At 36.9% G+C, this 26,520-nt stretch carries 20 protein-coding genes; 10 read left to right on the top strand and 10 right to left on the bottom strand.

What is annotated here, in order from left to right; translation table 11 throughout:
* Positions 1-108: 108 nt before the first annotated feature.
* On the bottom strand, positions 109-6,201 hold the full coding sequence (locus FJR09_RS10445; RefSeq protein ID WP_168653524.1) for a non-ribosomal peptide synthetase: 6,093 nt from the start codon (positions 6,199-6,201) through the stop codon (positions 109-111).
* A 337-nt stretch (positions 6,202-6,538) separates the two neighbouring features.
* Positions 6,539-7,468 (bottom strand): sterol desaturase family protein, encoded by a 930-nt coding sequence (locus FJR09_RS10440; protein WP_371725264.1) that lies wholly within the window; start codon positions 7,466-7,468, stop codon positions 6,539-6,541.
* A gap of 491 nt (positions 7,469-7,959) precedes the next feature.
* Between FJR09_RS10440 and FJR09_RS10435 the strand changes: the two genes are divergently transcribed.
* From FJR09_RS10435 to FJR09_RS10425, 3 genes are read left to right on the top strand one after another with little or no spacing between them, the layout of a single operon-like run.
* Positions 7,960-8,958, top strand: coding sequence for a Gfo/Idh/MocA family protein (locus tag FJR09_RS10435; protein ID WP_168651876.1), 999 nt, complete (start codon positions 7,960-7,962; stop codon positions 8,956-8,958).
* 11 nt (positions 8,959-8,969) lie between these two features.
* A complete protein-coding gene (gene map, locus FJR09_RS10430; protein ID WP_015079452.1) occupies positions 8,970-9,740 on the top strand; it encodes a type I methionyl aminopeptidase in 771 nt (256 codons plus the stop codon).
* Positions 9,635-9,949 carry a hypothetical protein gene (locus FJR09_RS10425; protein ID WP_168654065.1) on the top strand — a complete coding sequence of 105 codons (315 nt, stop codon included), beginning with the start codon at positions 9,635-9,637 and terminating at the stop codon, positions 9,947-9,949. Before map ends, FJR09_RS10425 begins: the two co-directional genes overlap by 106 nt.
* On the opposite strand, the gene FJR09_RS10420 is transcribed toward FJR09_RS10425, so the two are convergent.
* The 3 genes from FJR09_RS10420 to FJR09_RS10410 form a co-directional block, all read right to left on the bottom strand.
* Positions 9,922-10,344, bottom strand: coding sequence for a protease inhibitor I42 family protein (locus tag FJR09_RS10420; protein ID WP_015079451.1), 423 nt, complete (start codon positions 10,342-10,344; stop codon positions 9,922-9,924). The genes FJR09_RS10425 and FJR09_RS10420 overlap by 28 nt on opposite strands.
* Before the next feature lie 87 nt (positions 10,345-10,431).
* Positions 10,432-11,619, bottom strand: a complete 1,188-nt coding sequence (locus FJR09_RS10415) for a C1 family peptidase (protein ID WP_168632460.1) — start codon at positions 11,617-11,619, stop codon at positions 10,432-10,434.
* Between the two features lie 232 nt (positions 11,620-11,851).
* Positions 11,852-13,165: a pentapeptide repeat-containing protein gene (locus FJR09_RS10410; RefSeq protein ID WP_168651880.1), complete on the bottom strand. Its 1,314-nt coding sequence runs from the start codon at positions 13,163-13,165 to the stop codon at positions 11,852-11,854.
* A 496-nt stretch (positions 13,166-13,661) separates the two neighbouring features.
* Between FJR09_RS10410 and FJR09_RS10405 the strand changes: the two genes are divergently transcribed.
* From FJR09_RS10405 to FJR09_RS10390, 4 genes are all read left to right on the top strand, one after another.
* Positions 13,662-14,405, top strand: coding sequence for a tetratricopeptide repeat protein (locus tag FJR09_RS10405; RefSeq protein WP_168653509.1), 744 nt, complete (start codon positions 13,662-13,664; stop codon positions 14,403-14,405).
* A 144-nt stretch (positions 14,406-14,549) separates the two neighbouring features.
* Positions 14,550-15,254, top strand: a complete 705-nt coding sequence (locus tag FJR09_RS10400; protein ID WP_168653508.1) for a 16S rRNA (uracil(1498)-N(3))-methyltransferase — start codon at positions 14,550-14,552, stop codon at positions 15,252-15,254.
* Positions 15,251-15,862 (top strand): TIGR04282 family arsenosugar biosynthesis glycosyltransferase, encoded by a 612-nt coding sequence (locus FJR09_RS10395; RefSeq protein ID WP_015079446.1) that lies wholly within the window; start codon positions 15,251-15,253, stop codon positions 15,860-15,862. The genes FJR09_RS10400 and FJR09_RS10395 overlap by 4 nt, the downstream gene beginning before the upstream one ends.
* A gap of 99 nt (positions 15,863-15,961) precedes the next feature.
* A complete protein-coding gene (locus FJR09_RS10390) occupies positions 15,962-16,726 on the top strand; it encodes a WecB/TagA/CpsF family glycosyltransferase (RefSeq protein WP_015079445.1) in 765 nt (254 codons plus the stop codon).
* Between the two features lie 133 nt (positions 16,727-16,859).
* Here FJR09_RS10390 and menH (FJR09_RS10385) read toward each other — a convergent pair whose 3' ends face one another.
* From menH (FJR09_RS10385) to FJR09_RS10375, 3 genes are all read right to left on the bottom strand, one after another.
* Complete coding sequence (gene menH / locus FJR09_RS10385) at positions 16,860-17,678, bottom strand: 2-succinyl-6-hydroxy-2,4-cyclohexadiene-1-carboxylate synthase (RefSeq protein WP_168654071.1); 819 nt, start codon at positions 17,676-17,678, stop codon at positions 16,860-16,862.
* A gap of 372 nt (positions 17,679-18,050) precedes the next feature.
* Positions 18,051-21,335 (bottom strand): CHAT domain-containing tetratricopeptide repeat protein, encoded by a 3,285-nt coding sequence (locus FJR09_RS10380; protein ID WP_168652865.1) that lies wholly within the window; start codon positions 21,333-21,335, stop codon positions 18,051-18,053.
* Positions 21,336-21,379: 44 nt separating this feature from the next.
* A complete protein-coding gene (locus tag FJR09_RS10375; RefSeq protein ID WP_168652864.1) occupies positions 21,380-22,252 on the bottom strand; it encodes a hypothetical protein in 873 nt (290 codons plus the stop codon).
* A gap of 448 nt (positions 22,253-22,700) precedes the next feature.
* On the opposite strand from FJR09_RS10375, the gene FJR09_RS10370 reads away from it, so the two are divergent.
* On the top strand, positions 22,701-23,228 hold the full coding sequence (locus tag FJR09_RS10370) for a hypothetical protein (protein WP_168652863.1): 528 nt from the start codon (positions 22,701-22,703) through the stop codon (positions 23,226-23,228).
* Between the two features lie 110 nt (positions 23,229-23,338).
* Complete coding sequence (locus FJR09_RS10365; protein ID WP_168632469.1) at positions 23,339-23,734, top strand: hypothetical protein; 396 nt, start codon at positions 23,339-23,341, stop codon at positions 23,732-23,734.
* Positions 23,735-23,844: 110 nt separating this feature from the next.
* Here FJR09_RS10365 and menH (FJR09_RS10360) read toward each other — a convergent pair whose 3' ends face one another.
* Complete coding sequence (gene menH / locus FJR09_RS10360) at positions 23,845-24,654, bottom strand: 2-succinyl-6-hydroxy-2,4-cyclohexadiene-1-carboxylate synthase (RefSeq protein WP_168654070.1); 810 nt, start codon at positions 24,652-24,654, stop codon at positions 23,845-23,847.
* Positions 24,651-25,019, bottom strand: coding sequence for a metal-sensitive transcriptional regulator (locus tag FJR09_RS10355; RefSeq protein ID WP_015079443.1), 369 nt, complete (start codon positions 25,017-25,019; stop codon positions 24,651-24,653). Before FJR09_RS10355 ends, menH (FJR09_RS10360) begins: the two co-directional genes overlap by 4 nt.
* Before the next feature lie 237 nt (positions 25,020-25,256).
* Between FJR09_RS10355 and FJR09_RS10350 the strand changes: the two genes are divergently transcribed.
* Positions 25,257-26,468, top strand: coding sequence for an HhoA/HhoB/HtrA family serine endopeptidase (locus FJR09_RS10350; protein WP_168651884.1), 1,212 nt, complete (start codon positions 25,257-25,259; stop codon positions 26,466-26,468).
* The last annotated feature ends 52 nt before the right edge of the window (positions 26,469-26,520 follow it).

Here is a 26,520-nt window from a genome sequence, read left to right as displayed (position 1 = left end):
ATTTGTGGCAAAGCCGCATGGTTTAATGTAACATTTATTTCTCATTATAAGTAGTCAAATAAGATCCCCGACTTCTTAGAGAAGTCGGGGATCTGACTCTTGCAATGTTCAGCAATCAAAAAATTCACAAACTTGAATAGTTGGATCTTGGGCAAGCTGCTGAAGAATTTGCTGGTAATAGTTGAACAAAACCTCGATGGTTTCATTGGTAAATAACTCCGTACTGTAGAAAACCTTAATTTCCATCGTGGGATTATTTACTGAAGGTGAAGAAACATAAATTTCTAAAGGAATTTCTCCATCCCACAAGTCGAGATCGCGCTTAATTGTGACAAAATCTACATCTAACATCCAGTTATGCCAATTTTGTGGAGGTAGCATAGTTAGGGATGCTGAGATATTCAGTGGTTGTTTACTGGTGATAGTGTTAATGACTGTGTGAGAAGCAATTTCTTTATTATTAATAGCTTCTGTGAGAGTTTCTTGAGCTTGTTCTAAAAGAATTTGTCCAGTTTGTTCAGAGGAAAGATGCGATCGCAAAATGACATCATTGATGAAGCAACCGAGCATTTTTTCAGTTTCCACCGGACTCCGATTACCAATAGTTGTTATTACTAAAATATCGTTCTTACTACTGTATTTGAACAAAAGTATATTCATAGCAGTAAGAATAATCGCAAAGATGCTGACCCTTTGAGAACGGCAGAGGGCTTCGATTGATGTCAACCAATGTTCTTCTGGAGTTAGTCGCAGTAAAGTTGTTTTGATCAGAGGGACTAAAGCCAGATCAAAATGGTGATTATATTGCAGCGCAGCTAGTCTTTCTGCTTCAGACGTTCGCTCTATCAAAGGGAGGTTTTGTAAGTCTATAATCTCTAATGGGATAGTCAGAAATTGGCTAATTACTTGTACAGGTTGACCTTCTAATATAGTAAAAGCCGTGCGTAATATTTCATGACGACGAATTATTTCATTGAAACTGGACTCCAACGCAATTGCAGAAAGAGAGCCAGTGAAACGTAAAATAAAAAAGCTGTTGTAGGCACAACTTTCAGGAGCTAATTGCTGTAACTGCCATATAGACTCTTGGGCAAAAGACAGGGGGATACAAGTGTCTCGTGCTTGAGGGACAAGCGGTGGTAAGGTATCAACTGTTATGGCATCCAGTTGATGTGTAATTATTACTTGACTAAGTTCAGCGATAGTGGGGGCTGTAAATAGAGAACGCAGAGGCAGAACTATGGAAAAATGTTCTCGAATGCGAGATATTACAGATGTGATTAGGAGAGAGTGTCCTCCCAATTCAAAGAAGTTATCATAGATGCCCACCTGCTGCCGATTTAATACTGTACACCAAATTTCGGCTAATTTTGTTTCTAGGGCAGTCCCAGGGGCAACAAAAGCGGTTTCTAGCTCTAAATTCGTTGTTTCTGGCTTTGGTAAAACCAGCCGGTCAACTTTACCATTAGGAGTCAGAGGTAAGGCTTTGAGCATGACAAAAGCCGCAGGTATCATATATTCAGGTAGATTTCCTTTCAGAAATTGACGTAATTCGCTACTAGTCAATGTTTCTGTTTTACCAACAATATAAGCCGTTAAATACTTGTTTTCTGGATGATCTTCGCGGACAATTACTACTACCTGCTGAACTTGAGGATGTTGGGTTAATACTGTTTCAATTTCCCCTAATTCAATCCGAAAACCCCGAATTTTGACTTGGTGATCAATGCGTCCCAGAAATTCAATATTTCCATCTGGTAAATAGCGTCCTAAATCTCCAGTTTTATAAATTCGTTCATTTTCCACAAAAGGATTAGCAATAAATCGCTCAGATGTTAAGTCAGGACGATGCAAATAGCCTTTGGCTAAACTTAGTCCACCAATGTAGATTTCTCCATAAACGCCAATAGGTAGGGGTTGAAGATAGCGATCAAGAATGTAAACTTGAGTATTGGCAATAGGACGACCTATAGGTGGAAATTTACTATTTGATGCTTCTGGTAAAATTTGTCCAGAAGTTGTAACCACTGTATTTTCTGTGGGTCCATAGTTATTAAAAAACTTAAATGGTAACTTATTTGATGGATAATAATTAAGTCTATCTCCACCAGTTAACATAGTTCGCAAACTTGTATTTTCTGACCAGGATAAAAGACATAATTGTTCTGCTAAGGGTGTGGGGATAAAACTAATAGTAATATTATGTGATATCAACTTCTCTTGAAGTGTTTTTGCTGACAACAGAAATTCTGATTTAATTAAATATATACTCGCTCCGACTACTAAATAAGGCCATAATTCCCAGACAGCAGCATCAAACGCTGTTCCTGCTAACTGTGTAGTTCGATCTGATGATTTTATTTGAAAATTATTTAAGTGCCAGAACACTAAATTTAATAGTGCTGAATGTTGAATTAGTACACCTTTAGGTCGCCCTGTAGAACCAGAAGTATAGATTACATAAGCTAAATTTTCCGGGGTGAAATTATGAATAGGATTATCCGAACTCTGACTGGCAATTTCAATTTCAAAATCTTTATCCCAACAAATAATTTTAGTTTGCGCTTGCTCTAGGGTTAATGATAAATGTGGGAGTAAGGAAGAATGAGTCAAAATGATGGACATTTGTGAATCTGCCACCATATAATTAAGCCTTTCTGGGGGATAGTTAGGATCGAGTGGCACATAAGCACCACCAGCTTTTAAAATGCCCAAAAATCCTACTATCATTTCTAATGAACGTTCTAAATAAACACCCACTAATATTTCTGGTTCTACACCCAGAAACTGTAAATAATGAGCTAGTTTGTTAGCTTGTGAATTTAATTGTTGGTAGGTTAATTGCTGATCTTCAAATACTAATGCCACTGCATCAGGTGTTTTTTCTACTTGTTCCTCAAATAATTGATGAATGGATTTTTGGGGATAATCAGTTTGCGGATGATGCCATTCCACTAATAACTGATGTTCTTGGGATGCTGTTAGTAAAGGTAATGTCCTAATCCGCTCTTGAGGATTTGCCACAACTGCCTCAACTAAGGTGTGAAAACTCTCCACCATCCTGGCAATAGTATCAGCATTAAACAAATTAGCATTATATTCAAATGCACCTATTAATTCAGTTCCTGATGCTGAATCTTTTTCCTGCATTGATATGGTTAAGTCAAAAGTTGCCCCTGCTGTGGCTTTTGCTAATTCTATTTGGGTAACTTGCAAATCTCCTAATTCCAGTTTTGAAACTGGAGAATTTTGCAATACAAACATGACTTGAAATAAGGGACTATGGCTGAGGTGGCGCTGAGGTTGGAGGGTTTCTACAAGTTGATCAAAGGGAACATCTTGGTGAGCATAAGCGTCAAGTGCCATCTGTCGTACCTGTTGGAGTAATTCTATAAATGTGGGATTTCCTTCGAGACGAGTCCGTAAAACTAAGGTATTCACAAAAAAGCCAATTAATGGCTCTAACGCGACACGATTGCGATCGCTAATGGGAGAACCAATGATAATATCTTCCTGTCCACTGTAGCGAGAAAGTAAGATCACAAAGGCAGTGAGAAGTGTCATAAATAGGGAAGAACCCGATTTTTGACTGAGGTTTTTGAGTTTGTGCGTGAGTTGGGAATCAAATTGAAATTTCTGAAGATCACCGCGAAAGGTTTGAATTGCTGTTCGTGATCGATCAGTAGGTAATTCAATGACTGCGGGAATATCTGCTAATTGTTGTTTCCAGTAATCAAGTTGCGCGGGTTGATTTTCCAGCCATTGTCGTTGCCAATAAGCATAGTCGGCGTACTGAATTGATAATTTGGGTAAGGGAGAAGGTAAACCCGCTGTCAAGGCTGAATAAATAACCGATAATTCTTGAAGAAAATTCCCTGCTGACCAGGCATCAGAAATGATGTGGTGCATTATTACTAATAACTGATGGGATTCTGCCCCCAATTGCATCAATGTCACTCTTAAGAGAGATGATTCAGTTAGGGCAAAAGGGCGAAGATATTCATTAGTAGTTAATCTTTGTGCCGCAGTCGTTTTCTGATCTTCTGCTAATTCTTGTAAATCAATTACGGGTAAGGTAAATGCTAATTTATCAGCAATAACTTGAATGGGTTTACCATCGGCAATTCCAAAACTGGTACGCAGGGTTTCATGACGATTAATAATTGTAGCGATCGCCCCTTCAAGTGCTGTAAAGTTAAGCAGTCCTTGTAAATTCAGGACTCTGACAATATTGTAAGCAGGATTTGACCCTTCCATTTGATCGAGAAACCAAAAACGCTGCTGGGTTAATGAAAGTGGTAATTCGCTATTTCGAGAAACTGGTTCTAAGGTTGGCAGTAAATTCTGGGCAGAACTTCCAATTTGTTCACTAAATGTGGCAATTGTTGGCGCAGCAAATAAACTGGCAATTGATAATTCTAGGGATAGTGCCTCACGCAATCTTGATATAACTAAACTTGCCAATAGGGAATGTCCACCCAATTCTAAAAAATTATCATGGATACCAATTCTTTCAATGCCTAAAACTTCCGCCCAGATTTTAGCAATGATTTCTTGTGTGGGTGTTTGCGGAGGGATAAATTCACTTTGAATTGCTGATAAATCAGGTTCGGGTAAACTTTTTCTGTCTAACTTTCCATTGGGTAAAACTGGCAATTTCTCCATCACCATTAAGGTATGGGGAATCATATAATCTGGTAGTTTGCTGGCAAGAAAATTGCGTAATTCTCCCGAATTAAAATCTTGGTTATTCACTACGATATAAGCCACTAACCGCTGACCACCAGAGACATCTTCTCTGGCAGAAACCACAGCTTCTCGAATACTGGGATGGAGTTTAATTACTGCTTCAATTTCTTCCAATTCAACCCGCATTCCGCGGATATTTACCTGAAAATCCATCCGACCGAGAATTTCTAAATTTTGATTACTTGAATAACGAGCAACATCCCCGGTTTTAAAGAGTCGTTGTTGAGGATTAAAAGGATTAATGATGAATTTTTCCTCATTGGCCTCGGTGCGGTTCAGATAGCCTCGTGCTAAGGTAGAACCCGCAATATGGACTTCTCCAGACTCACCAGTTTTGACTGGTTCAAGTTGGGAGTTAAGGACATAAACTTGTTGAATGTTTGCTAAAGGATGACCAACAGGAACATAGCCATCTTCAAGATCGTAATCTTCAGGAACAGTATAAAAACCATGGCCAATACTTTCTGTTTGACCAAGAATATTAAAAAACTGGGGTGGTGTTTTAAACAGGTTGCGTAACTTTTTAATTAGTTGATAGGGTAGTAATTCGCCACCAAATACTATTAATCTTAATTTTGATTCTCTCAGAGATTCTGTATATTGTTGGTCTAAACTTTCTAAAGCAATGAGTCCATAACGCCACACAGAGGGTACACCATCAGAAATAGTAACACCACGTTTTTGAATTAACTCAAATAGACTTAAAGGAGTTCTGGTTTGTTCACGAGTAGCAAGAATACTGGTTGCACCTTGGGATAAAGGTAAAAATAATTGTCTGACTGAAGCAGTAAAAGAAAAAGATGCTGTATGGAGATAAATATCTTGATGATTAACTGGTAATATTTGAGCGATCGCCTGTAAATAAGCATTTACACTGGAATGGGGCATTTGTACACCTTTCGGCTTACCAGTAGAACCGGAGGTATAGATTAAATAAGCGAGATTTTCGGCTGTGACTCCACTCACTGGATTATGGGAACTTTGACAATCAATTTTTTGCCAATCTGTATCTAGACAAATTGTTGTAGAAGTTTCAGGAAGAGATACTACCAATTGTTGTTGTGTCACCACAAATTGCAACTTAGTATCTTCCAGCATGAATGCTATGCGTTCTTGGGGATAGGCCGGGTCTATAGGTACATAAGCGCCTCCAGCTTTAAGAATACCAAGAATACCGATAATCAGATCGAGCGATCGCTCTACGCACAAGCCGACCATGACTTCAGCACCTACACCAATACTCTGTAAATAATGTGCTAACTGATTGGCTTTAGCATTCAATTCTTGGTAGGTAAGTTGCTGATTTTCAAATATTGTCGCTACTGAATCTGGTGCTGCTTTTACCTGAATTGCAAATAAATCATGGATACAAACACCATTTTCTGGCAAATCATTGATGATTGTAGTTGTACTTGATAAATCTGAACTCAAATCTAATTTCATGTTATTCATCACTATAATTCCCAATTAATTTTTGATTGAATTTGTATTTAGATTCCTGATATAGCGTTTTCTAAGAGGGTGTTTGAAAAGTCCCTCATGGTGTATCAAATATTTTCAGATCCCCCTAAATCCCCCTTAAAAAGGGGGACTTTGACTTTAGTTCCCCCCTTGCTAAGGGGGGTTAGGGGGGATCTGTAAGTGCCTAAAATCACAACCTAAAACTTTTCAAACAACCTCTAATCTAATGAGGTACAAAATTATCTGTGTTTATCTGCGTTTATCTGCGTTTATCTGCGTTCCATAATTACTTCTTGTCCCTCACTTGCATGGGAACTGCTATAAAAAATTATTCCCTACTTATCTTTTGGTTGTAACTTTGCCAAATAGATTTAAATGGCTGTACTAATAAATTAATTGGATTATTAAATAAACTTGATTCCCCATCTGACAGACCAAAATCCAGCTTTTCATAACCTTTCGGTACATATAAAGTCCCAAATATCCAGTCCCAAAAAGACAGAATGTAACCAAAGTTTTTATCATAATGCTTTGGTTCAACACTATGATGAATATGATGTTGGGCAGGACTCATCAACACATGACTAACTTTATAGGGGTAGTTCAACCAAATATGAGAATGTCGTAAGTTAGCACCAGTTAAATAAAAGAGAAATATCTCCCAATTAACTCCATAAATGGATAAATGTGATACTTGATTACCAAATAAATAAATCCAGATTCCTGTCGTAAAACCCAGCATTACCGTCGCAAAGATCATACTTAATATTAAATCAAAGGGATGAGAGCGATAAACAGTCATCGGAGTCAGTACATCCGCAGAATGATGGACTTTATGAAATTCCCAAAAGAATGAACTTCTATGAGCTAAGTAATGGTAACAATAATAGGCAAAATCCCCCGCTAAAGCCACAAAAATACTCAATATGACATAATGATACCAATGAGGATTGGTGATTAAAAAAGGCGTTGTCAGATGGGTAATTTCTGTTAAATAATCACAAATGATATTTGCTAGATTTGGTAGAGAGAATATAACTGGCAATATTACAAATATTTCTAAGAGCGAAGATAAAAAATAATACTTATATTCAGCGATCGCTGAAGGATGTAAATAAACTGCTTTTGGCAAAAGATACTGCCTTAAATTTATCTGTTTGTCTTGTTGAGATAACCCTAATTTATATATAATCAAAGCTAGTAACAAAGCCGAAAAAATGTATAACCAATAAATCTGAGATGAGCTGATAAATGGCACTAGGAATGGATAAAAAATTCGCAGATTTTGTATTTGTGTAATCATTTTAGATATTGGAAAAATAAAAATCTAGTAGATACTTCTGAAAATTATCTGGGGATTTGATATTTAAAGGAAAAATAGACATATTTTATACACAAGATGTATAATTTTTTGGGTATTTTCTAATCTATGTACCATATCATATAAAACCTATAACAGAACCTAATTATTTACAAACGCGAATTTATGAGAAATTCAAAGAAAAATGCTCAAAAACCATGAAAACTATCTTTGAAAAGTTAAAATCGTTCAATTACTTCTTTATCCTAAGTTTTACACGATTTTTAAGCTGTATTATATTTATGGTAATGTTTCCAAAATTACCAAAGAGCCATAATATTTTACATTGATGAAAAATACCCTAGAGGTATTAGATATTTCCTGATGGTGGCTTGTTGATAAAATACCAATGGCATTAAACCGAAACATTGAAAACTGGTGATAAATTCATGGACAATAACGAACTACCTTTATGTACACACAGTCTCAGAGTCGGTTTAGTGGGAACAGGCTATGCAGCTAAACTCAGGGCTGAGGCATTGCAACAAGATCCCCGAACTGATTTAATAGCCATAACTGGCAATCCTGAAAGAACAGCGGTTTTAGCCCAAGAATACGCAACTGAAGCGATGGATTCTTGGCAACAGCTAGTAGAACGAGACGATTTAGATATAGTGGTGATCTGCACCATTAATCAAGATCATGGTAAAATTGCTTATGCTGCCTTATCTAGCGGTAAACACGTCATTGTTGAATATCCTTTGTCTGTAGATGTCAAAGAAGCTGAAGAACTGATTGCTTTAGCAAAAACAGTCAACAAGCTTCTGCACGTCGAACACATTGAATTATTGGGTGGTTGGCATCAAACTTTAAAACAATACCTAGACCAAATTGGTGATTTGTTTTATGTTCGCTATAGTACCCTGAATCCCCAGCATCCAGCCCCGCGTAAGTGGACTTATAATCATGGGATGTTTGGCTTTCCCCTAATTGGGGCATTATCTCGGTTACATCGTCTGATTGATTTGTTCGGTGAAGTCTTCACTGTCAATTGTCACCAACGATATTGGCAAACTGAGTCTGATTATTACCAAACCTGTTTATGTTCAGCCCAATTATGCTTTGACAGTGGATTATTGGCACAGGTAATTTATGGCAAAGGTGAAACTTTGTGGCAATCAGAACGCAAATTAGAAGTTCAAGGTGAAAAAGGGGAAATAATTCTCGATGGTGATACCGGAATGTTAGTCTTAGCAGCAGGAACAAAGTTGATTGAAGTGGGAACGCGACGGGGTTTATTTGCCAAAGATACAACTATGGTATTAGACCATCTATTTGATGGTAGTCCCTTATATATCACCCCAGAACAAAGCTTATATGCTCTCAAGGTAGCAGATGCTGCACACAGAGCAGCAACAACTGGATTAACTATATTTTTAAAAGAGTAGATAGAAAATTAATGAAAATCGAAACCATAGTCATTTTATCCCAACGAGAAATCGAAAAAATGCGCCGTGCTGGCAGCTTGGCCGCCAAGTTATTACAACATTTAGAACCTTTGGTTAAACCGGGAGTTAGCACTCTACAATTGAATGATGAAGCGGAAAGATGGACTCAAAAGCATGGAGCAAAAAGCGCTCCTTTAGGTTATAAAGGTTATCCTAAATCTATTTGTACCAGTGTGAATGAGGTGATTTGTCATGGTATTCCCAATGCTAAACAAATTCTCAAGGATGGGGACATTATTAATATAGATGTTACGCCTATTGTTGAAGGTTATCATGGTGATACATCAAAAACATTTCTAGTGGGTAATCCTTCCCCCACAGCCCAAAAGTTAGTAGAGGTAACCCAAGAGTGTTTGCGGTTGGGGATTGCAGAAGTAAAACCAGGGGCAAAAATTGGGGATATTGGGGCAGCGATTCAAGAGTATGCGGAGTCTTTCGGCTTTTCTGTGGTGCGGGATTTTGTGGGACATGGAATCAGCAATATTTTCCATACTGCACCGGATGTTCCCCATTATGGCATCAGAGGTAGAGGCAAGAAACTTAGAGCCGGGATGGTGTTTACTATTGAACCAATGATTAATGAAGGCACTCACGAAGCCGAAATGCTGAATGATGGTTGGACTGCGGTAACAAGCGATCGCTTACTTTCTGCTCAATTCGAGCATACCATAGCTGTCACGGAAGATGGCGTAGAAATTCTGACTTTGCCAGAAAATTTATAGTCACCGAGTCAGGAGTCAGGAGTCAGGAGTCAGGAGTCAGGAGTCAGGAGTCAGGAGTCAGGAGTCAGGAGGAAGAAAGAAGGAGTCAGGAGTCAGGAGTCAGGAGTCAGGAGGAAGAAAGAAGAAGGAAGAAGGAGGAAGGAGGAAGAAAGAAGGAAGAAGGAGAAAATGCTTTTTATTGTCAACGAATTTGGACGTTAATTTTATAAGTTTTTAACGGTGGAAGATTTCTTTCCCAGGGACGTAAATAGTGAAGTTCTAGCATGGTTAAGCCCGAATTTTGGGCTAAAAACCGGAAAACTTGATTTTCAGATGCTCCTGGGGCTTCTGCTTCTATTGGTTTTAATACTGAATCTCCCAAAGATTTGAGTTTATCAGGATCATTTTTAATAATTTGCCAACTATAGCCTGTTCCTGGGTTGGTTAACAATTCAACAATCATAATATTACCTTTTTGAATAATAATCTGACTGTTATTGTTAGTATCGTTGACAGTGATTTCTGAGTTAGACATGGGAGGAGTAGCAGCATTACTAACTTGAAAAATAATGGTCAAGGTAGTTAGCAGAGAAATAATCAAAAAGACTCGCTTGGTAAAAGTCATAATTTTAATCTACCTTGTCGAGTGAATTCAAAAAAATCAATTTAGGTCAGATAAAACTTGCGCTTTACCCAACCTAAAATCAAAAAATTATCGAGAGATGTTTTTGGAATTAACTTTAATTAATTCTGGATTGATTTGGAAGATGTTGATTTTTTTCAACAAGTCAGGAGACAATTTATAGAAGTTGCTTCTAGCTTGAGTCCAAGCTGCGCCATAACCGATGCTATTACTGTTATAACCAATCCACATATAACCATTATCACCCCAACCTGTACCCCAAGAATTTTTGATTAACCAGGCTTGTTTTTGATCATCCCAACCAATGAGGGTGACACCATGATTGATAGGACCTTGTGCTTGTTCGTTAAATACGCCGCTAACATAACCTTGGAAAGCAGGAGTAACCCGCACTGCAACTGTTAATGGTCCATGTTTACACATAGCCTGTTTCATTTCTGCAACTGTGGGAATTCCACCATCAGGTTTGACATATCCCCAGGCTATGGAACGGTAGGGAGTGGCTATGCTGGGGTTGTAGGGATTATTGGTTGCTGTATAGGGTACAGTAGCTTCGGTAGCTGTGCCTTTGCTAATGAGGAAATCAAATGCTTTAGACCACCAACCACCACCACAACTACCTGAACCACCCCAGTTGATAATTTGCTGTTCTGAAGCATCAGCAGCAGTGTTATTCCGAATAAGGTTACTACCTTCGTAAGCTCCCAAGGTAGCAAATGCCCAACAACTGCCGCAACCTCCTTGGTTCCGAACTGGGGTAACTTTATTGAAAGTCCGCCAATCAAAGGATTTTGCGGAAGCAAAGCAGCCACGAGCTTTAATTAATTGTAATTCAGGGATTACTCCTGGATTAATGCGTTCAAATTTTTCGCGTTCGGCTAAATCAATATTTAAGATTTGTGCAGCAACGGCATTTTGGATATTAGCCTGTGTTGGTAAATCATCTGGTGCTTTGGTAGCGGCTAGTTGCTCTAGTTTATAATCTAAGGCTGTGGTGTAACCTACCTCAAAAGTTAGATTTTTTGACTGGATATCACGGCGTAATTCCAGTATTTGATTTTTAATGATTAAGGGAGCTTTTTGTTCTCGTTCAAGATAAAGGGGATTGATTTTTATTTGAGATAAATTTCTCTCTACAGTTGAAGAAGCGGGAATTCTTATTTGGCGTTGAATTGGTTGAGCAAAAGCTATGTTTTGGAAGATTCCCAAACTCAATAAAGCCGCACTAGATATTTGCAGAAATTTGGAATTTTTCATCAAATTAAATTATCCTCAAACTTATTAGTTAAGGTTTAGTCTGTTTTTTTTAAAGAGTTTTTTTTACCCATTGATGGGTATGGCTGTTGACTTGTGGTTTGTAGATTTAGTTCCAAGATTTTTGAATATTAAGAATTGTCAATTTCCTGTTAGATAGGTCAAAGAGCAGCGTCTTAGTATAATTATTTCTTTAAAGATTTAGAAACTTAAAGAATGGTCATTTTCCTAACTCTTATCTTCCTAATTTATTGGGAATTCCTTCACAACCACCGGGAATTGTCGGTCTGGTTTTTTCTCCACACCAGGTACAGCAATAGTAACGGGTAGATTCGGACATTCTTTGAGCATTGGTGAAGTCGGCATTTTCCACAACTGCGCCGGTGTGTTCTCCTGTTTCGTAGTTGGGTGGTTCGGTGCGACTGCGGGGGGATGCCTGTTCTCGTAAACCATAAAATAGGCGCACTCCATTTAAGTCAGCGTTGGTCAAATTGGCATCATATAAGATTGTGCGGGAAAGGTTGGCTTTGACTAAATCGCAATTGCTGAGATTAGCACGAATGAGGTTGGCTTCACTTAAATCTGTCCAGCGCAAATCATTGTCGGCTAAATCTGCACCTGCTAACATGACACCTAAGTCAATGACGCGCACTCCTTCTAAACGATCTTCGGCATAACCACCACTACCATCTAGAATAGCTCTTCCTAGTCGGCGATCGCGCTGGAGAGGAGAGAGTAATTTGGAACGGGAAAGAAACCGCAGAATTTTGGCTTTACCACTGCCATCTACACTACTAAATATAGCAGCGGTGCGTCCTTCGGCGATCGCTCTTTCTTGCGGCCAGTCTTCTAATAATCCTTCTTCATCTAATACTAAGTCGGAAACTCCTTGAAAGTAGGAGTCTATGGTTTGTTGTTGGGTAATGATATTTTGCTGTACAGTCAGTAGGTTTTGTTGGATAGTTAAGTCTTTGGAAATTACATATTGTCGCCATGCTACATAAACGGCGATAATGGCAATGGCAATTTGTCCCAATGCTCCAAACCATTCTGCTAAAGTACCAGAGGCATCCCAGTTAACTCTTCTTCCCCAACGCAGTAAGCCACTACCTAAATTAGTAAATCTGAATAAGCCAATTATTCCGACTATTACTCCTATTAAACCCACAAATACATTTCTATCTTGAGGTGAAAACCACTCTTGGATCACATTTCGCAACCACGGAAAGAGGATGAACAGTGATAACGCTAAGGTTGCCAAAGTTCCCAAAATGCCCAGAAATGAGTTATTAATGACAATACTAATGATAGTTGTGGCGATCGCCAAACTAGTGAATAATAAAATTCTGGGGGTGATAGCAGTTTGCAGGCTGGAGTTGCTCTCAACCAGAAACGCAGTTCCTTTGATCATATTTGTTTTGAAGGCAGATTGTCCAGATATTTGTTTTTTTTCTAATCCTTCTGTTAGTAATAAGTGATCACTACCACCAGTTTCTAATTCATCTTCTTGATTTATTTCTGAGTTAGATGAGTCAGGTTCAATTGTCATAATTTTTATTTTCCTCCCATCGTCTCACTATAAATTTCCACGCCGTAAAAATACTTACATTTACAGTATTATATACTTCTAATACCAAATTAAGATCAAGCTGGATAAAATCAGATTTTTAGAATATTTGACCGCAGATAAACGCAGATAAACGCAGATAAGTGCAGATAGGTACGAATAATTATGATTCTGTGTCTCCATTAAGCAACAAGCAGGCAATTTTATCACAGATCATTTAAAATTTTTGTGTGGGATGATTCTTTTTTAGGATGATTAACCCAGATTGATCTAGTTCAGCTAAGTTTGTACTTACCAATAATTGATTTATTGACTACGAGTATGGTATTGTATTCATAACTTCTGATGAAAACCTTATCCAAATCTTCATCTTGAGTTTACATAATCAAAGAACAATTAAGCACAATTAGTTGATTTTGATACGACTTTTAACTTCCCATCAGTTTTAGGATAATTGTATGATTTTTTTAGGTGCAGTATGATAATTTGGCGACAATTAATTACCTCTAGTTTAATCAGTTTTTTGGCGATTGGCTGTAGTGATTTGGCAAATTCTTCACCAGATAATACCAAACAAGTTGTTCAAGAAAGCAATGTTAATCAACTAATTACAGAGGTACAAGATAGTCAAAAAGCAGAAAATTTATTACTACAGGGAAATGGCTTATTAGATACCCATCATTATCAAGAAGCTTTAGGGGTATATAATCAGGTGATAGCTATTAAAACCGATAGTGCGGAGACTTGGGTAAATCGCGGCAATGCTTTGATTGCGTTGCAACAGTATCCAGAAGCTGTAGAATCTTATGATAAGGCGATCGCTATTCGCCCAAATAAAGATGAGGCTTGGTATAATCGTGGTAATGCTTTAACGGCTTTACGAAATTACGAAGAAGCTGTAAGATCTTATGATGAAGCGATCGCTATTCACTCTAATAAACATGAGGCTTGGATTAACCGAGGCATTGCTCTGACTAAATTACAACGCTACAAAGAAGCTTTAGCATCTTATAATCAAGCAATTACTATCCAGCCTAATTTGCATCAAGCATATTATAACAAAGCTTGTAATTATGCCTTACAAAATAATCTAGAACTAGCAATTGATAACCTCAAAAAAGCTATTCAATTTGTCCCCAAAAAATATCAAAACTTAGCGAAAACTGACCCGGATTTTGATAAAATTCGGGGTGAACAGCGGTTTCAAGCATTATTACAATAACGAAAATAGTTAATTCTGCGCTATCAAACACCACTTTTACTTCTTCTTCTTCTTCTTCTTCTTCCTCTTCTTCCTGACTCCTGACTCCTGACTCCTGACTCCTGACTCCTGACTCCTGACTCGGTGACTCCCGACTCCTCCCCTATGTCACAACTTCAACGCATTACTATTCATCCCCAGCAAGTTCAAGCCAACCAGCTTTTATTAACACCTCAACAACAACATTATTTGCTGCGGGTATTGCGCTTGCGAGATGGTGATAAATTTATTGTCATGGATGGTATGGGGAAATGGTGGTTAGCGCGGTTACAAGGGGAACAGGGAGAGGTTTTAGAACCGCTGGAGGTAAAAACTGAATTACCTGTGGCTATTACCTTGATGATGGCATTACCAAAGGGAAATGGATTTGATGAAATTGTCCGGTGTTGTACGGAGTTAGGAGTAACTTCTATTGCACCTATTTTGAGCGATCGCACCCTATTAAATCCCAGTCCCCAAAAACTAGAACGCTGGCAGCGCATAGCTTCAGAAGCCGCTGAACAGTCAGAACGGGCTGTTGTTCCCACCATCCTCCAACCCGTAGCTTTCAACACTGCCATAAAAGAAACTACTGCCACTCATCGTTATATCTGTGAAGCCCGTGGGGATTATCCTCATCTACAGCAGGTAATCAATAAAACTGCAAATGAGATAATTATTACCATTGGACCAGAAGGAGGTTGGACAAATCAAGAACTAGAAATAGCCATAGCATCAGGATTTCAGCCCATTTCCTTGGGTCGTCGGATTCTTCGCGCAGTCACCGCACCCATAGTTGCGATATCTTTAATAGCAGCATATTTTGAATGATCTCCTTAAAACCATCAAAACAACATCTGATTATTTTTACCCGCTACCCAGAACCAGGGAAAACAAAAACCCGGTTAATACCTGCTTTGGGTGATGTTGGTGCTGCTAATTTACAAAAGCAGATGACTGAAGATACTATTTCTCAGGTTAAGGAATTACAAAAAATGTCTAAGACATCTGTAGAAATACGGTTTACGGGTGGCGATTTACAAGTAATGCTAAATTGGTTAGGAAATGATTTACTATATCAATTTCAAGGTGAGGGAGATTTAGGTAAAAGAATGGAGCGATCGCTAATCAATGCGTTTAATCAAAAAGCAGAACGAGTCATCATCATTGGTACAGACTGCCCTGATCTAAACTCGCAAATTTTAACAACCGCTTTCGAGCAATTAGAGGTTTTTAATCTTGTCCTGGGTCCAGCCCTGGACGGTGGTTATTATTTAATTGGATTACAACAACCAATAGCCGAATTATTTATGAATATTTCCTGGGGAACTGCTCAAGTATTCGTAAAAACAGTAGAAATTGCTCAAAAGTTAAATTTATCAATTGGCTATCTGCAATCTTTAGCAGATATTGATCGTCCAGAGGATCTTAACCCCTAAACTGTTTTCCTTGACAAATTATTGTTATTTATTCAGGAAAAAATTTGATACCCTAACCTTTCATCAAACATCCGCCTAAAGTCCGATTTTAAAGAAACTATGTTTAAATTCCCTCAAGTATTTCCCGTATTAGGTTTACCAGTGCATATAATGAGTAATTATCCAAACTGGTTATTAGATTGCTTAAAAGCAGGTCAAGGGACTCATGTAGTCACCCTCAATGCCGAAATGACTATGCAAGCAGAGCGCAATCTCCCATTAGCAAAAATCATTAAAAATGCTGAATTAGTTATTCCCGACGGCGCAGGAGTAGTTCTCTATTTACAATATTTATTAGGACAAAAAGTGCAACGGTTTCCCGGAATTGAATTAGCAGAAAGCCTTTTACAAATAATAGATCAAGAACAAACATCTGCTTCAATATTTTTCTATGGAGGCGCACCAGGAATAGCCGAAAAAGCAGCAGATTTATGGGAAAAACAACTTCCCACTCTCAAAATATCCGGCACACATTCTGGTTATCATTCCCCAGCAGAAGAACAACAGTTATTGCAAACTCTGACTCAACTACAGCCACAAGTAATATTTGTTGGTTTGGGAGTACCACGTCAAGAATTATGGATTGCTGAACACCGTCATTTGTGTCCTCACTCCATTTGGGTAGGTGTTGGTGGTAGTTTTGATATTTGGTCAGGAATAAAAACTCGCGCTCCCCGTTGGTTAGCAAACAATAATTTAGAATGGCTATATAGACTATATCAAGAACCTTGGCGGTGGCAACGAATGTTAGCCTTACCAGAGTTCGTTTACAAATCCTTGATTTATCGTTGGACTAGGAAAGATGTTAATCGTTGGGAGTTCTGAGTTCAACGGCAATACGGAAACAGTTCACAACGAAGAACGACAAACTCAACGTCAAGTTGTGTCATCATCCTGTGGTGCAAGTTAAAGATGGAAAATTATATCGCAAGTAGTCAACAACAAGATCCCCAACTTCTTAAAGAAGTTGGGGATCTAAAAATTTTTGTATATTTTGCACAAATGCTACAGTGTTTTCTAGATGAATATTATGCCCGACTTGAGGAATTATTTGTAATTTAGCCAAGTTGCATTTTTCAGTCATAGCGATATTAATATCAATAAATTTTTCGTCTTTCTCACCAACTAATAATAATAGAGGAGTAGTATTTTTAGTTAGCAATTCCCATAAACTAGCTTGAGAACCTGTTCCCATAAACTGTAATGACTTGACTAGGTTTAAAGGATGATTTGTTAATCTACTGGATATCATAGATTGGTATTGAGGATGATTTTTGATATCACCAAAAATTGGCTGTTGATACCAATTATTGAGAAAGTTATAAAAATCATCTTGATTGATGATTCTAGATAGTTTTCTGGCTATTTGAGTATCACCTTTAATTCTGGCTAATCTTGCGGTTTCTGTTGCTAAACCTGGAGAAGCAGATTCTAAAATGACTTTAATAAACCTATGGGGAAAATGCAAAGTCAAATATAAAGCCAATCTTCCTCCCATTGAGTAACCAATTAAATAACATTGGTCAATTTTTAATTCATCTAATAATTGAATAATAGCTGCGGCTGTAGATGTCATGGGATAGCATTCATCGTCTAAAACCTGAGTTTTGCCATGCCCAGGTAAATCAATGGCCAGATAGGAAAAATCAGCAAATAGTAATTTTATAACTTGATCAAATTCATGAATATTACCCATGAACCCATGTAAAAACAGAATTATTGGTTTTTCTTTATTTAGCTTACATGAGTAATTAAATGTATATTTTTTTAGATTCATTTTTTTATTTTGAACTAAGAACTAACCTGTATAGGAATCTCAATTAGGTACGATTTGTTTAAGTTTTGCTATCATGATTTAATATTTAAAAATAGATCCTATTAGATATAGAAATTGAAAAATATTCTCAGAAGTTTCCATATATCCAGTTGATAATGGCAATGGATATTTTTGAGTCTACTAAGGTTAAGGTAAAAATCTATCTAAAGCAGCTTTTAATTGTTCAATCTCTAATTCTATATTCCCCTTTTGGGCGTTAAGGAAATGTAGAAATGTAGGTTGGGTTAAGCGACAGCGCAACCCAACATTGTCAAAAGTTTTGTTAGGTTTCCTTACGTCAACCCAACCTACGACTATTATATTCACCCTCTATTAATCCGCTAATCCCAGATAAATAAACGCCCCCCAATATTTCGGATGTCTATAAGGTTGATAATCATCTGAATTATTCCTTAATATCCGTAAATTATCCTCCATTCCTTCACTATATCGCCCCACATATTCAATCTTTTCATCAGTTAACCAAGTATCTCGCATTTCCCCCACAGTTAAATTACAGACATATCTTTTCGCCAGTTCTAATGCTTTTCCTACTGGTTCTTTATCCTCTAAATAATAATGATAAAACTGACCCATTAAAATGGCGGTAGAAATATCATTCACAGCCCATAAACTGACAATTAAACTTTTTGCCCCAGTTTGGAGAAATGCGTGTCTTAAACCGTGTACAGATTCCCCTAATTTGACTTCTCCTAAACCTGATTCACAGGCGGATAATACTACTAATTTGGTCGCGCTTAAATCTAAAAATGTGGCTACATCTTGGGCTGTCAGAATGCCATCTTCTGCTGCGGCTGGGAGTCTGCCCCCATTTAACGCTGTATTTGCCCCGGCAAAGGCTAATCCTGCCCTTAAAAGAGGATTTTGAACGTTTTGCATTCCCGCTCGATGTAGGCTGTCTAACTGAGAAAAAGGGGTGTCTTTTAAGGGTTTCAGGTTTTCGATAGTCAGAAAATAGCCATGTGTAGCAATATGCAGAATGCGAGGGGATAATTGGGATTTGACTAGGGATTCTAATGCGTTTTTCTCGGTTTGGGGAGTTACCCCTAAATATCGGGATATTTCTACGCTTTCTAAACCTGTTCCGGGTATGGGTGCAAACATACCGTCTGGTTGGGATTTGTGGAGATCAGAATAAACCGTGTCAATGCTGCGCTGGGTTTGTGTAGGTGTATCTTGGGAAGTGACGGCGTTTTCATCGTTGAGGTTATAGTCAGGATTAGCAATAATTAGAGGTTCGGTAGGTTGGGTGGTACTGGGGAATTTTAAGCGAATAATATCCCGTCCGACGTTCACGTAACTAATGGTATATTCATCCATTAAATATTGATGATTATTGACAGGTAAAAGTTCAAAGGGAAGTAAGTTTAATTCACCATCGGGAGCGATAATTAATTTTTGAGTACCTGCGGTTAAGCATTTTTGAATAGGATCAAATAGCAGTTGTTTTAATTGTTGTTTATTCTGGAATACTTCATTTAATTCAGGATTAGCTTGGATTTTATCTAGTTCCTCTTGGGTTTTCATCTTTAGGATCGTTCTGTCAAAACCATCTGATTTTCCTAGAATGATATTTTCTCGAAACACTTTAATCAGACGATCAATATTATCAGCTTCTCCTAAATCAATCATTTGCACTTGATCTGGTTGTTTTGCGGGTAAGATAAATGCTAGATAACGAGCAGGTTTCCATTGAGTATCACCATTAGCAGGAATTGCTTTGAAATCGAAGACGTTAAACCGCACAAATTCTAATAGGGTTGAATCTTTTGGTAATTTTGAAGCAACCGCACCGCGATCTATTTTTAGTAAATTTTGTTCAATGTTTAATTCAGGAATTTGGCGACTAAGTTCTTCTTCAATTTTTTGTTGTTCTTGAATTAGTTGATTTCTATTACTTTGCTGTGCTTCCGTGAGATTTTGAAAAGTTAAGTTAATAATTATTTGTGTTTTTTCTTGATATTCCTTAAAGAGTGTGTTTAGCTGAGGATAACGTCCTGACAAGAGAGTGTTTTTTTGTAAAATAGTAGTTTCTGTAACTATTAATTTACGTTTTTGGATTAATTCAAATGCTGCTTGTATAGGTTTTGAGGAATTGGCAAGATATTGAAAAATAAGAGAGATAAAAGCCTCAAAATTATAATATTTTTCATCCAGATACAAATAATTTAAACGTTGTGCTTCATTGCTAAGTTTAAAAATTTGAGAAATTAAATTTAATTCAATATCAAAATATTGTTTCATGAATTTATAAGCATATTCATAATCTCCCATTGATGAATACAATATTCCTATATCATATAGAAAAGTTGCTGTATCAGGATGATTAATACCTAAGATATTTTCCAAGTTTTCTAAAGTTTGTTGATACAGATTTTCAGCATCTTTATACCTTCCCATTAATGAATACAATACTCCCAAATTATGTAGAAAAGTTATCGTATCAGGATGATTAATACCTAAGATATTTTTTAGAATTTCTAAAGCCTCTTGATATAGAGGTTCAGCATCTTCATACCTTCCCATTGATAGATAAAATGTTCCTAAATTATTTAGAGAAATTGCTGTATAACGATGATTAATACCTAATCTCTTTTTTAGAATTTCTAAAGCATTGTTATACTGAGTTTCAGCATCTTTATACCTCCCCATTGATTTATATAATGCTCCTAAATTATTGAAAGAAGTTGCTGTATCACGATGATTAAGACCTAAGACAGTTTTACTTATTTCTAAAGCCCGTTCATAGAGCAGTAAAGTATCTTCAAACCTCCCCATTGATTCATACAATAATCCTAAATTATTTAGAGAAGTTGCCGTATCAGGATGATTAATACCTAAGATATATTTCCGAATTTTTAAAGCCTTTTCAATGAGAGGTACAGCGTCTTGATATCTCCCCATTAATTTATACAATAATCCTAAATTATTTAGAGAAGTTGCTGTATCAGGATGATCAATACCTAAGATATCTTCCCGAATTTCTAAAGCCTGTTTATACTGAGGTTCAGCATCTTCATATCTCCCCATTGATTCATACAATAATCCTAAATTATTTAGAGAATTGGCCGTATCAGGATGATTAATATCTAAGATATATTTCCGAATTTTTAAAGCCTTTTTATAGAGTGACAAAGCATTTTTAGTCCTTCCCATTAATTCATACAATCCTCCTAAATTATTTAGAGAAGTTACCGTATCAGGATGATTAATACCTAAGCTATTTTTAATAATTTTTAAAGACCGTTTATACAGATTTTCAGCATCTTCATATCTCCCCATTAATTTATACAACAATCCTAAATTATTTAAAGAATATGCTGTATAACGATGATTAGAGCCTAAGATATGTTCTATAATTTCTAAAGACTTTTGATACAGAGGTACGGCATCTTCATATCTTCCCATTAATTTGTATAATTTTGCTAATTTCTGTAAAATATTTGCAGTACCAGTATCAAAGTTAGATAAGTGTATTTTTATTAATTCATAAATTTGTACTAGTAGATTTATTGAATCAGAATATTTTTGTTGCTCATAGAGGTTATTTGCATTATTCAACAATAATTCAATTTCTTCGATAGTTTTGTTTTCCATAATAGCCACCTAGTTTAAAATAATATGCAACGTTTATTTCAAATTTAACTTACCCTGAAAGTTCGCTGAAATACCTGACAATTAGACAACTTACCTACCTCTTGAAAAATCTCAAATAAACCCTGTTCATCCAAATCCACATCCTCATTACAATAATCTTCATTTATCCAAGATAATTTAATCTCCTTATCCGTTACAATCGCCAAAAACAACTCTTTTTGAGTTCCAAAAGCTAAAGGAGCGCGGTGTGTATCATTATCAGGTGGGAAAAAAAGCGGTTGAGATAGACGACAAGAAGGAATTTGAGAAAAGGCTTTAGAAGGAGAAATTAAGAATTTATCACCATTAGCACTTTCATTAATCAATAATAAATAACCTGTATGGGGTAAATTCAGTATTAATCTATAGTCTTTTTCCTTTTGTAAAGTTTCCTCTCTAGGAATATGTTTGGTGATCATGCGTTTATCTTTTTCATAAAATTGATACAATTCAATTATAGGTATTTCATAAGATTTCATCTCCAATTCATCTTTTACAGGTTCAGCCACTTCTTTAGCCAACTCCCAAGCCATACGGGGAAACTTTTTCTCCCATAACCATCTATAGGTGACACGATAAGGAGATTGATTTTCATTTCTAGGTTGTCCCTGTTGATTTGTTCTTTCTAATTTAAAACCATCAGCAGTCATTTCTTCCTGAAATATTTCCCATATCTGATAAGCAACCCTACTAATAATTTGACTAATACCCTCAATATTCCCATTGAGTTGTTTTCTCATTTGTTCTTCAATAAATCCCTGAGATTGTGTGACATTTTGGGGATGCCAACGCAAAGGAAAACAGAGTTCCTGGTAAGTTTCTCTTCTTCTTGGATATAGCTGTTGTTTAATCTGTTCTAAAAATTTATCTTGCAGCATTTTATTTCCTCAATTTTTATTATACAAGCATTCTAGGGTAAATTAATTACACTGTCAATACCTCTGAAAAATCTCTAATTGTTATCTTGATATTTTTGTGTAATCCTTAACGGGTAGGGGTTTAGCATTGCTAAACCCCTACATCATTTAAACCATATCCCTAGATTTTGTTATTTCTTATTATTACTTTTCATATATTGTTATTTCCTGTCATTTCTGGCTATTTATTATTATTTGTTATTTGCTGTTATTAAAATTGAAAACCTGATATTAATAAATACTTTACCAATCAAAAAATCTTTGGTAGCTTGGTTATCAAGAAACAAGCAAAGCAGATTTAGCAAGCTTCTTTCTCAAACCTTTTTCAATATCTGATTAATAGTCAGTAATTCAATTATTTGAACATTACAGACTAAAAAAGTTTTCAAATTACACATCAATTAATGTTATGAACAACCTGAAAAAAATTCCTGTCTTTGTAGCTATGTTAGCCTCCTTGGCTACATCCTCCTTCCCCGTCCAGGCTTCACAAAACTATCAAGAGCGTGATGGTATTGCTGGAGAAATCAAATATGCAGAATTTTGTAATACTTCTGGCGCATTACGAGCTAGAGTCGTTGCTGAGGCTACTAGTCGTTCTTCAAGAGTCTCTAGTGTAGAGTTTAAAATTTACTCAAGATATGGTTATGGGGTGAATTTGTGGGGACAAACCTTTGGCTATATAACTGGAGAAAACTGGAGACCTATCGGTATTCCTGATACGAGATTTAACGTTATGCCTTGGCAGGGTGACAGAAGGTTTTATGACACTAGACCTATGACCTTTCCCTTGAGTTCTCTTGTAGATTCACCAATCAAATTTACAATTCATGTCAATCATAGCAGAGGTAAAACAATTGACCTTGGCGGTATTGTTGACTTGGGTAGAATTGAGCCTGGAAAGTGCCGAATCTACGATGATGGAAATTTCAGATAAAGAACTAATTGATTAACTTTCCATAGGAGAGGGTACAAACATCTTACCTTCTCCTAATTAATACAAATCATTCCAGACACTTTTGATCATCAAATCCAGGGAAAATAACCATGAAACTTAAAGTTGCAACTGCCATTATTATTACATTGTCTACAGTTTTTTTTAATTCACAAAAAGCTTCAGCCGTTGATATGAAGCCTTTGCTAGAAAACTTTGCAAATCAATTAGTTCAGGGTATGTTTTCATCATCAAAAACTCCCACTAATCCGCCTTCACCTTCCCAACATCCAGAAAACAACTATCCGAGTAATCCTAACTATTCCAATCCCTATCCGTCCTCTCCCATGCCTAATAACTATCCTCCCTATCCTCCCACACAATCTTATTCACCTACGCAATATAGTCCATCATCTTCACCTGCTGCACCATTCATCTATAACCCAATAATTATCGTTCCCCAATCTCCACCAATCTTTAATAATTACAGTAATAATATGCCCAGATAATTACCATGAAAATACAACCATAATTTTGCACTTGAATATTTACAAAAAAGCAATCTCACCCTAGAGATTGTTTTGCTATGGGATATAATTTAAAAATAGAGGAATCAAAATTAAAAAAATAAAAAATCACGAATATTTTGCACAAATGCTACAGTGTTTTCTAGATGAATATTATGTCCGACTTGAGGAATTATTTGTAATTTAGCCAAGTTGCATTTTTCAGTCATAGCGATATTAATATCAACAAATTTTTCGTCTTTCTCACCAACTAATAATAATAGAGGAATAGTATTTTTAGTTAGCAATTCCCATAAACTTGGTTGAGAACCTGTTCCCATAAACTGTAATGACTTGACTAGGTTTAAAGGATGATTTGTTAATCTACTGGATATCATAGATTGGTATTGAGGATGATTTTTGATATCACCAAAAATTGGCTGTTGATACCAATTATTGAGAAAGTTATAAAAATCATCTTGATTGATGATTCTAGATAGTTTTCTGGCTATTTGAGTATCACCTTTAATTCTGGCTAATCTTGCGGTTTCTGTTGCTAAACCTGGAGAAGCAGATTCTAAAATGACTTTAATAAACCTATGGGGAAAATGCAAAGTCAAATATAAAGCCAATCTTCCTCCCATTGAGTAACCAATTAAATAACATTGGTCAATTTTTAATTCATCTAATAATTGAATAATAGCTGCGGCTGTAGATGCCATAGGATAGCATTCATCGTCTAAAACTTGAGTTTTGCCATGCCCAGGTAAATCAATGGTCAGATAGGAAAAATCAGCAAATAGTAATTTTATAACTTGATCAAATTCATGAATATTACCCATGAACCCATGTAAAAACAGAATTATTGGTTTGTTTGGTTGATGATTTAAATAATAGTGAAATTGATATTTATGGATAATCAAGGTAAAAATCTATCTAAAGCAGCTTTTAATTGTTCAATCTCTAATTCTATATTCCCCTTTTGGGCGGCTCTACCGATACACTCAGTTAAATGTTCATCTAGGACAATTCTGGCTACTTTATCTAATGCCCCACGCACAGCAGCAATTTGTAATAATACATCAGGACAAGGGGTATTTTGCTGTACCATTGTTTTAATTCCGCGAACGTGACCTTCTATGCGCGATAGTCGGTTAACAATCCGCCGTAATGACTCTTCACTGTGGACATGAGGATGAACAGAATCAGCCTGATTGTGTGTATGATCTGGATGGTTGTGATCTGATGTAGGTAAAGATTCGTTAGTTACTGGGTTTGCTCCATTCATGGGTATTCTCTGCATATTTTTTAGCCATTTTGGCTTTAATTAATATTTTAGCCCAGAGAGCGCGGGGGAAGATGAAAAAATATCCTGCACTTTGAGCCAAGATTCCGTGAAATCAAAGAAACTTTAAATGAGCGAAAATGTCAATAAACCAGAATTCTGATCTGAATCTGTAAAAATAGGTGTAGATAGATTTATCAAGAAACAGCAAAAATTAGACTTGTAGATTAGGTTGTGATTATGCGATTGTCCCAAATGTCCCGGTCTATCCGAAAACTCAGTACCCATATTTTAGCGATTTTTATAGGAGTGATGTTGACTTTCACCTCCCTGCGGGTATTACCTTCAGCCGCAGAACCGGGTCCGAATCCTGTCACTGAGTCATTGACGAAAATTGCTCAAAAGCCTTCTCCCGCTACGGCTGTGATTGGTAGTCATAGTTTTGTGACAGCAGCGGTCAATCGGGTAGGTTCAGCAGTGGTGAGAATTGATACAGAAAGAACGATTACGCGCCGAAATGATCCGATGATGGAAGATCCGTTTTTTCGGCGGTTTTTTGGTGATAGCTTTCCCCAACAATCACCGACTGAACAGTTACGGGGTTTAGGTTCTGGTTTTATTATTGATAAAAGTGGCGTAATTCTCACCAATGCTCACGTAGTTGATAAGGCTGATAAAGTCACAGTCCGTCTGAAAGATGGTCGCACCTTTAAAGGTAAAGTTCAAGGCATTGATGAAGTTACAGATTTGGCTGTAGTTAAGATTAATGCTGGTAAGGCTTTACCTGTTGCAGATTTAGGTAATTCTGATCATGTTCAGGTAGGAGATTGGGCGATCGCTGTGGGTAATCCGCTAGGATTTGATAATACCGTCACCTTGGGGATTGTCAGCACCCTCAAACGTTCCAGCACTCAAGTAGGAATCAGTGATAAACGGTTAGACTTCATTCAAACTGACGCAGCTATTAACCCCGGTAACTCCGGTGGACCATTATTAAATGGTTTGGGAGAAGTGATTGGCATTAATACTGCAATTCGCGCCGATGCGATGGGGATTGGCTTTGCAATTCCTATTGATAAAGCTAAAGTAATCGCTGCTCAATTGCAACGTGATGGCAAAGTTGCTCATCCCTACTTAGGTGTGCAAATGGTGACACTAACACCGGAATTAGCAAAACAAAATAACAATGATCCTAATTCCATGTTTGCAATTCCTGAAGTCGCGGGTGTTTTAGTCATGCGGGTTGTTCCTAATTCTCCGGCTGCAACTGCGGGTATCCGTCGCGGAGATGTGATTTTGCAAATTAACAATAACCCTATTACTAGTGCTGAACAGTTGCAAGGCGTAGTAGAAGACAGTACCCTTGGTCAAGCGTTGCAAGTGAAAGTGCAAAGAGGTAATCAGACACAGATGCTTTCGGTTCGTACCGCTGAGTTGAAAGATATTTCTTAGTTAGTTTTGAATTTTGAAAATGGGGGTATGCGTAGGTATACCCCTGACTATA

It is taken from the genome of Dolichospermum sp. UHCC 0406 (assembly GCF_009712025.1).
Lineage (GTDB): Bacteria > Cyanobacteriota > Cyanobacteriia > Cyanobacteriales > Nostocaceae > Dolichospermum > Dolichospermum lemmermannii.
Note: the sequence above shows the minus strand (reverse complement) of the source record. Positions and strands in the feature narration are given on the sequence as shown.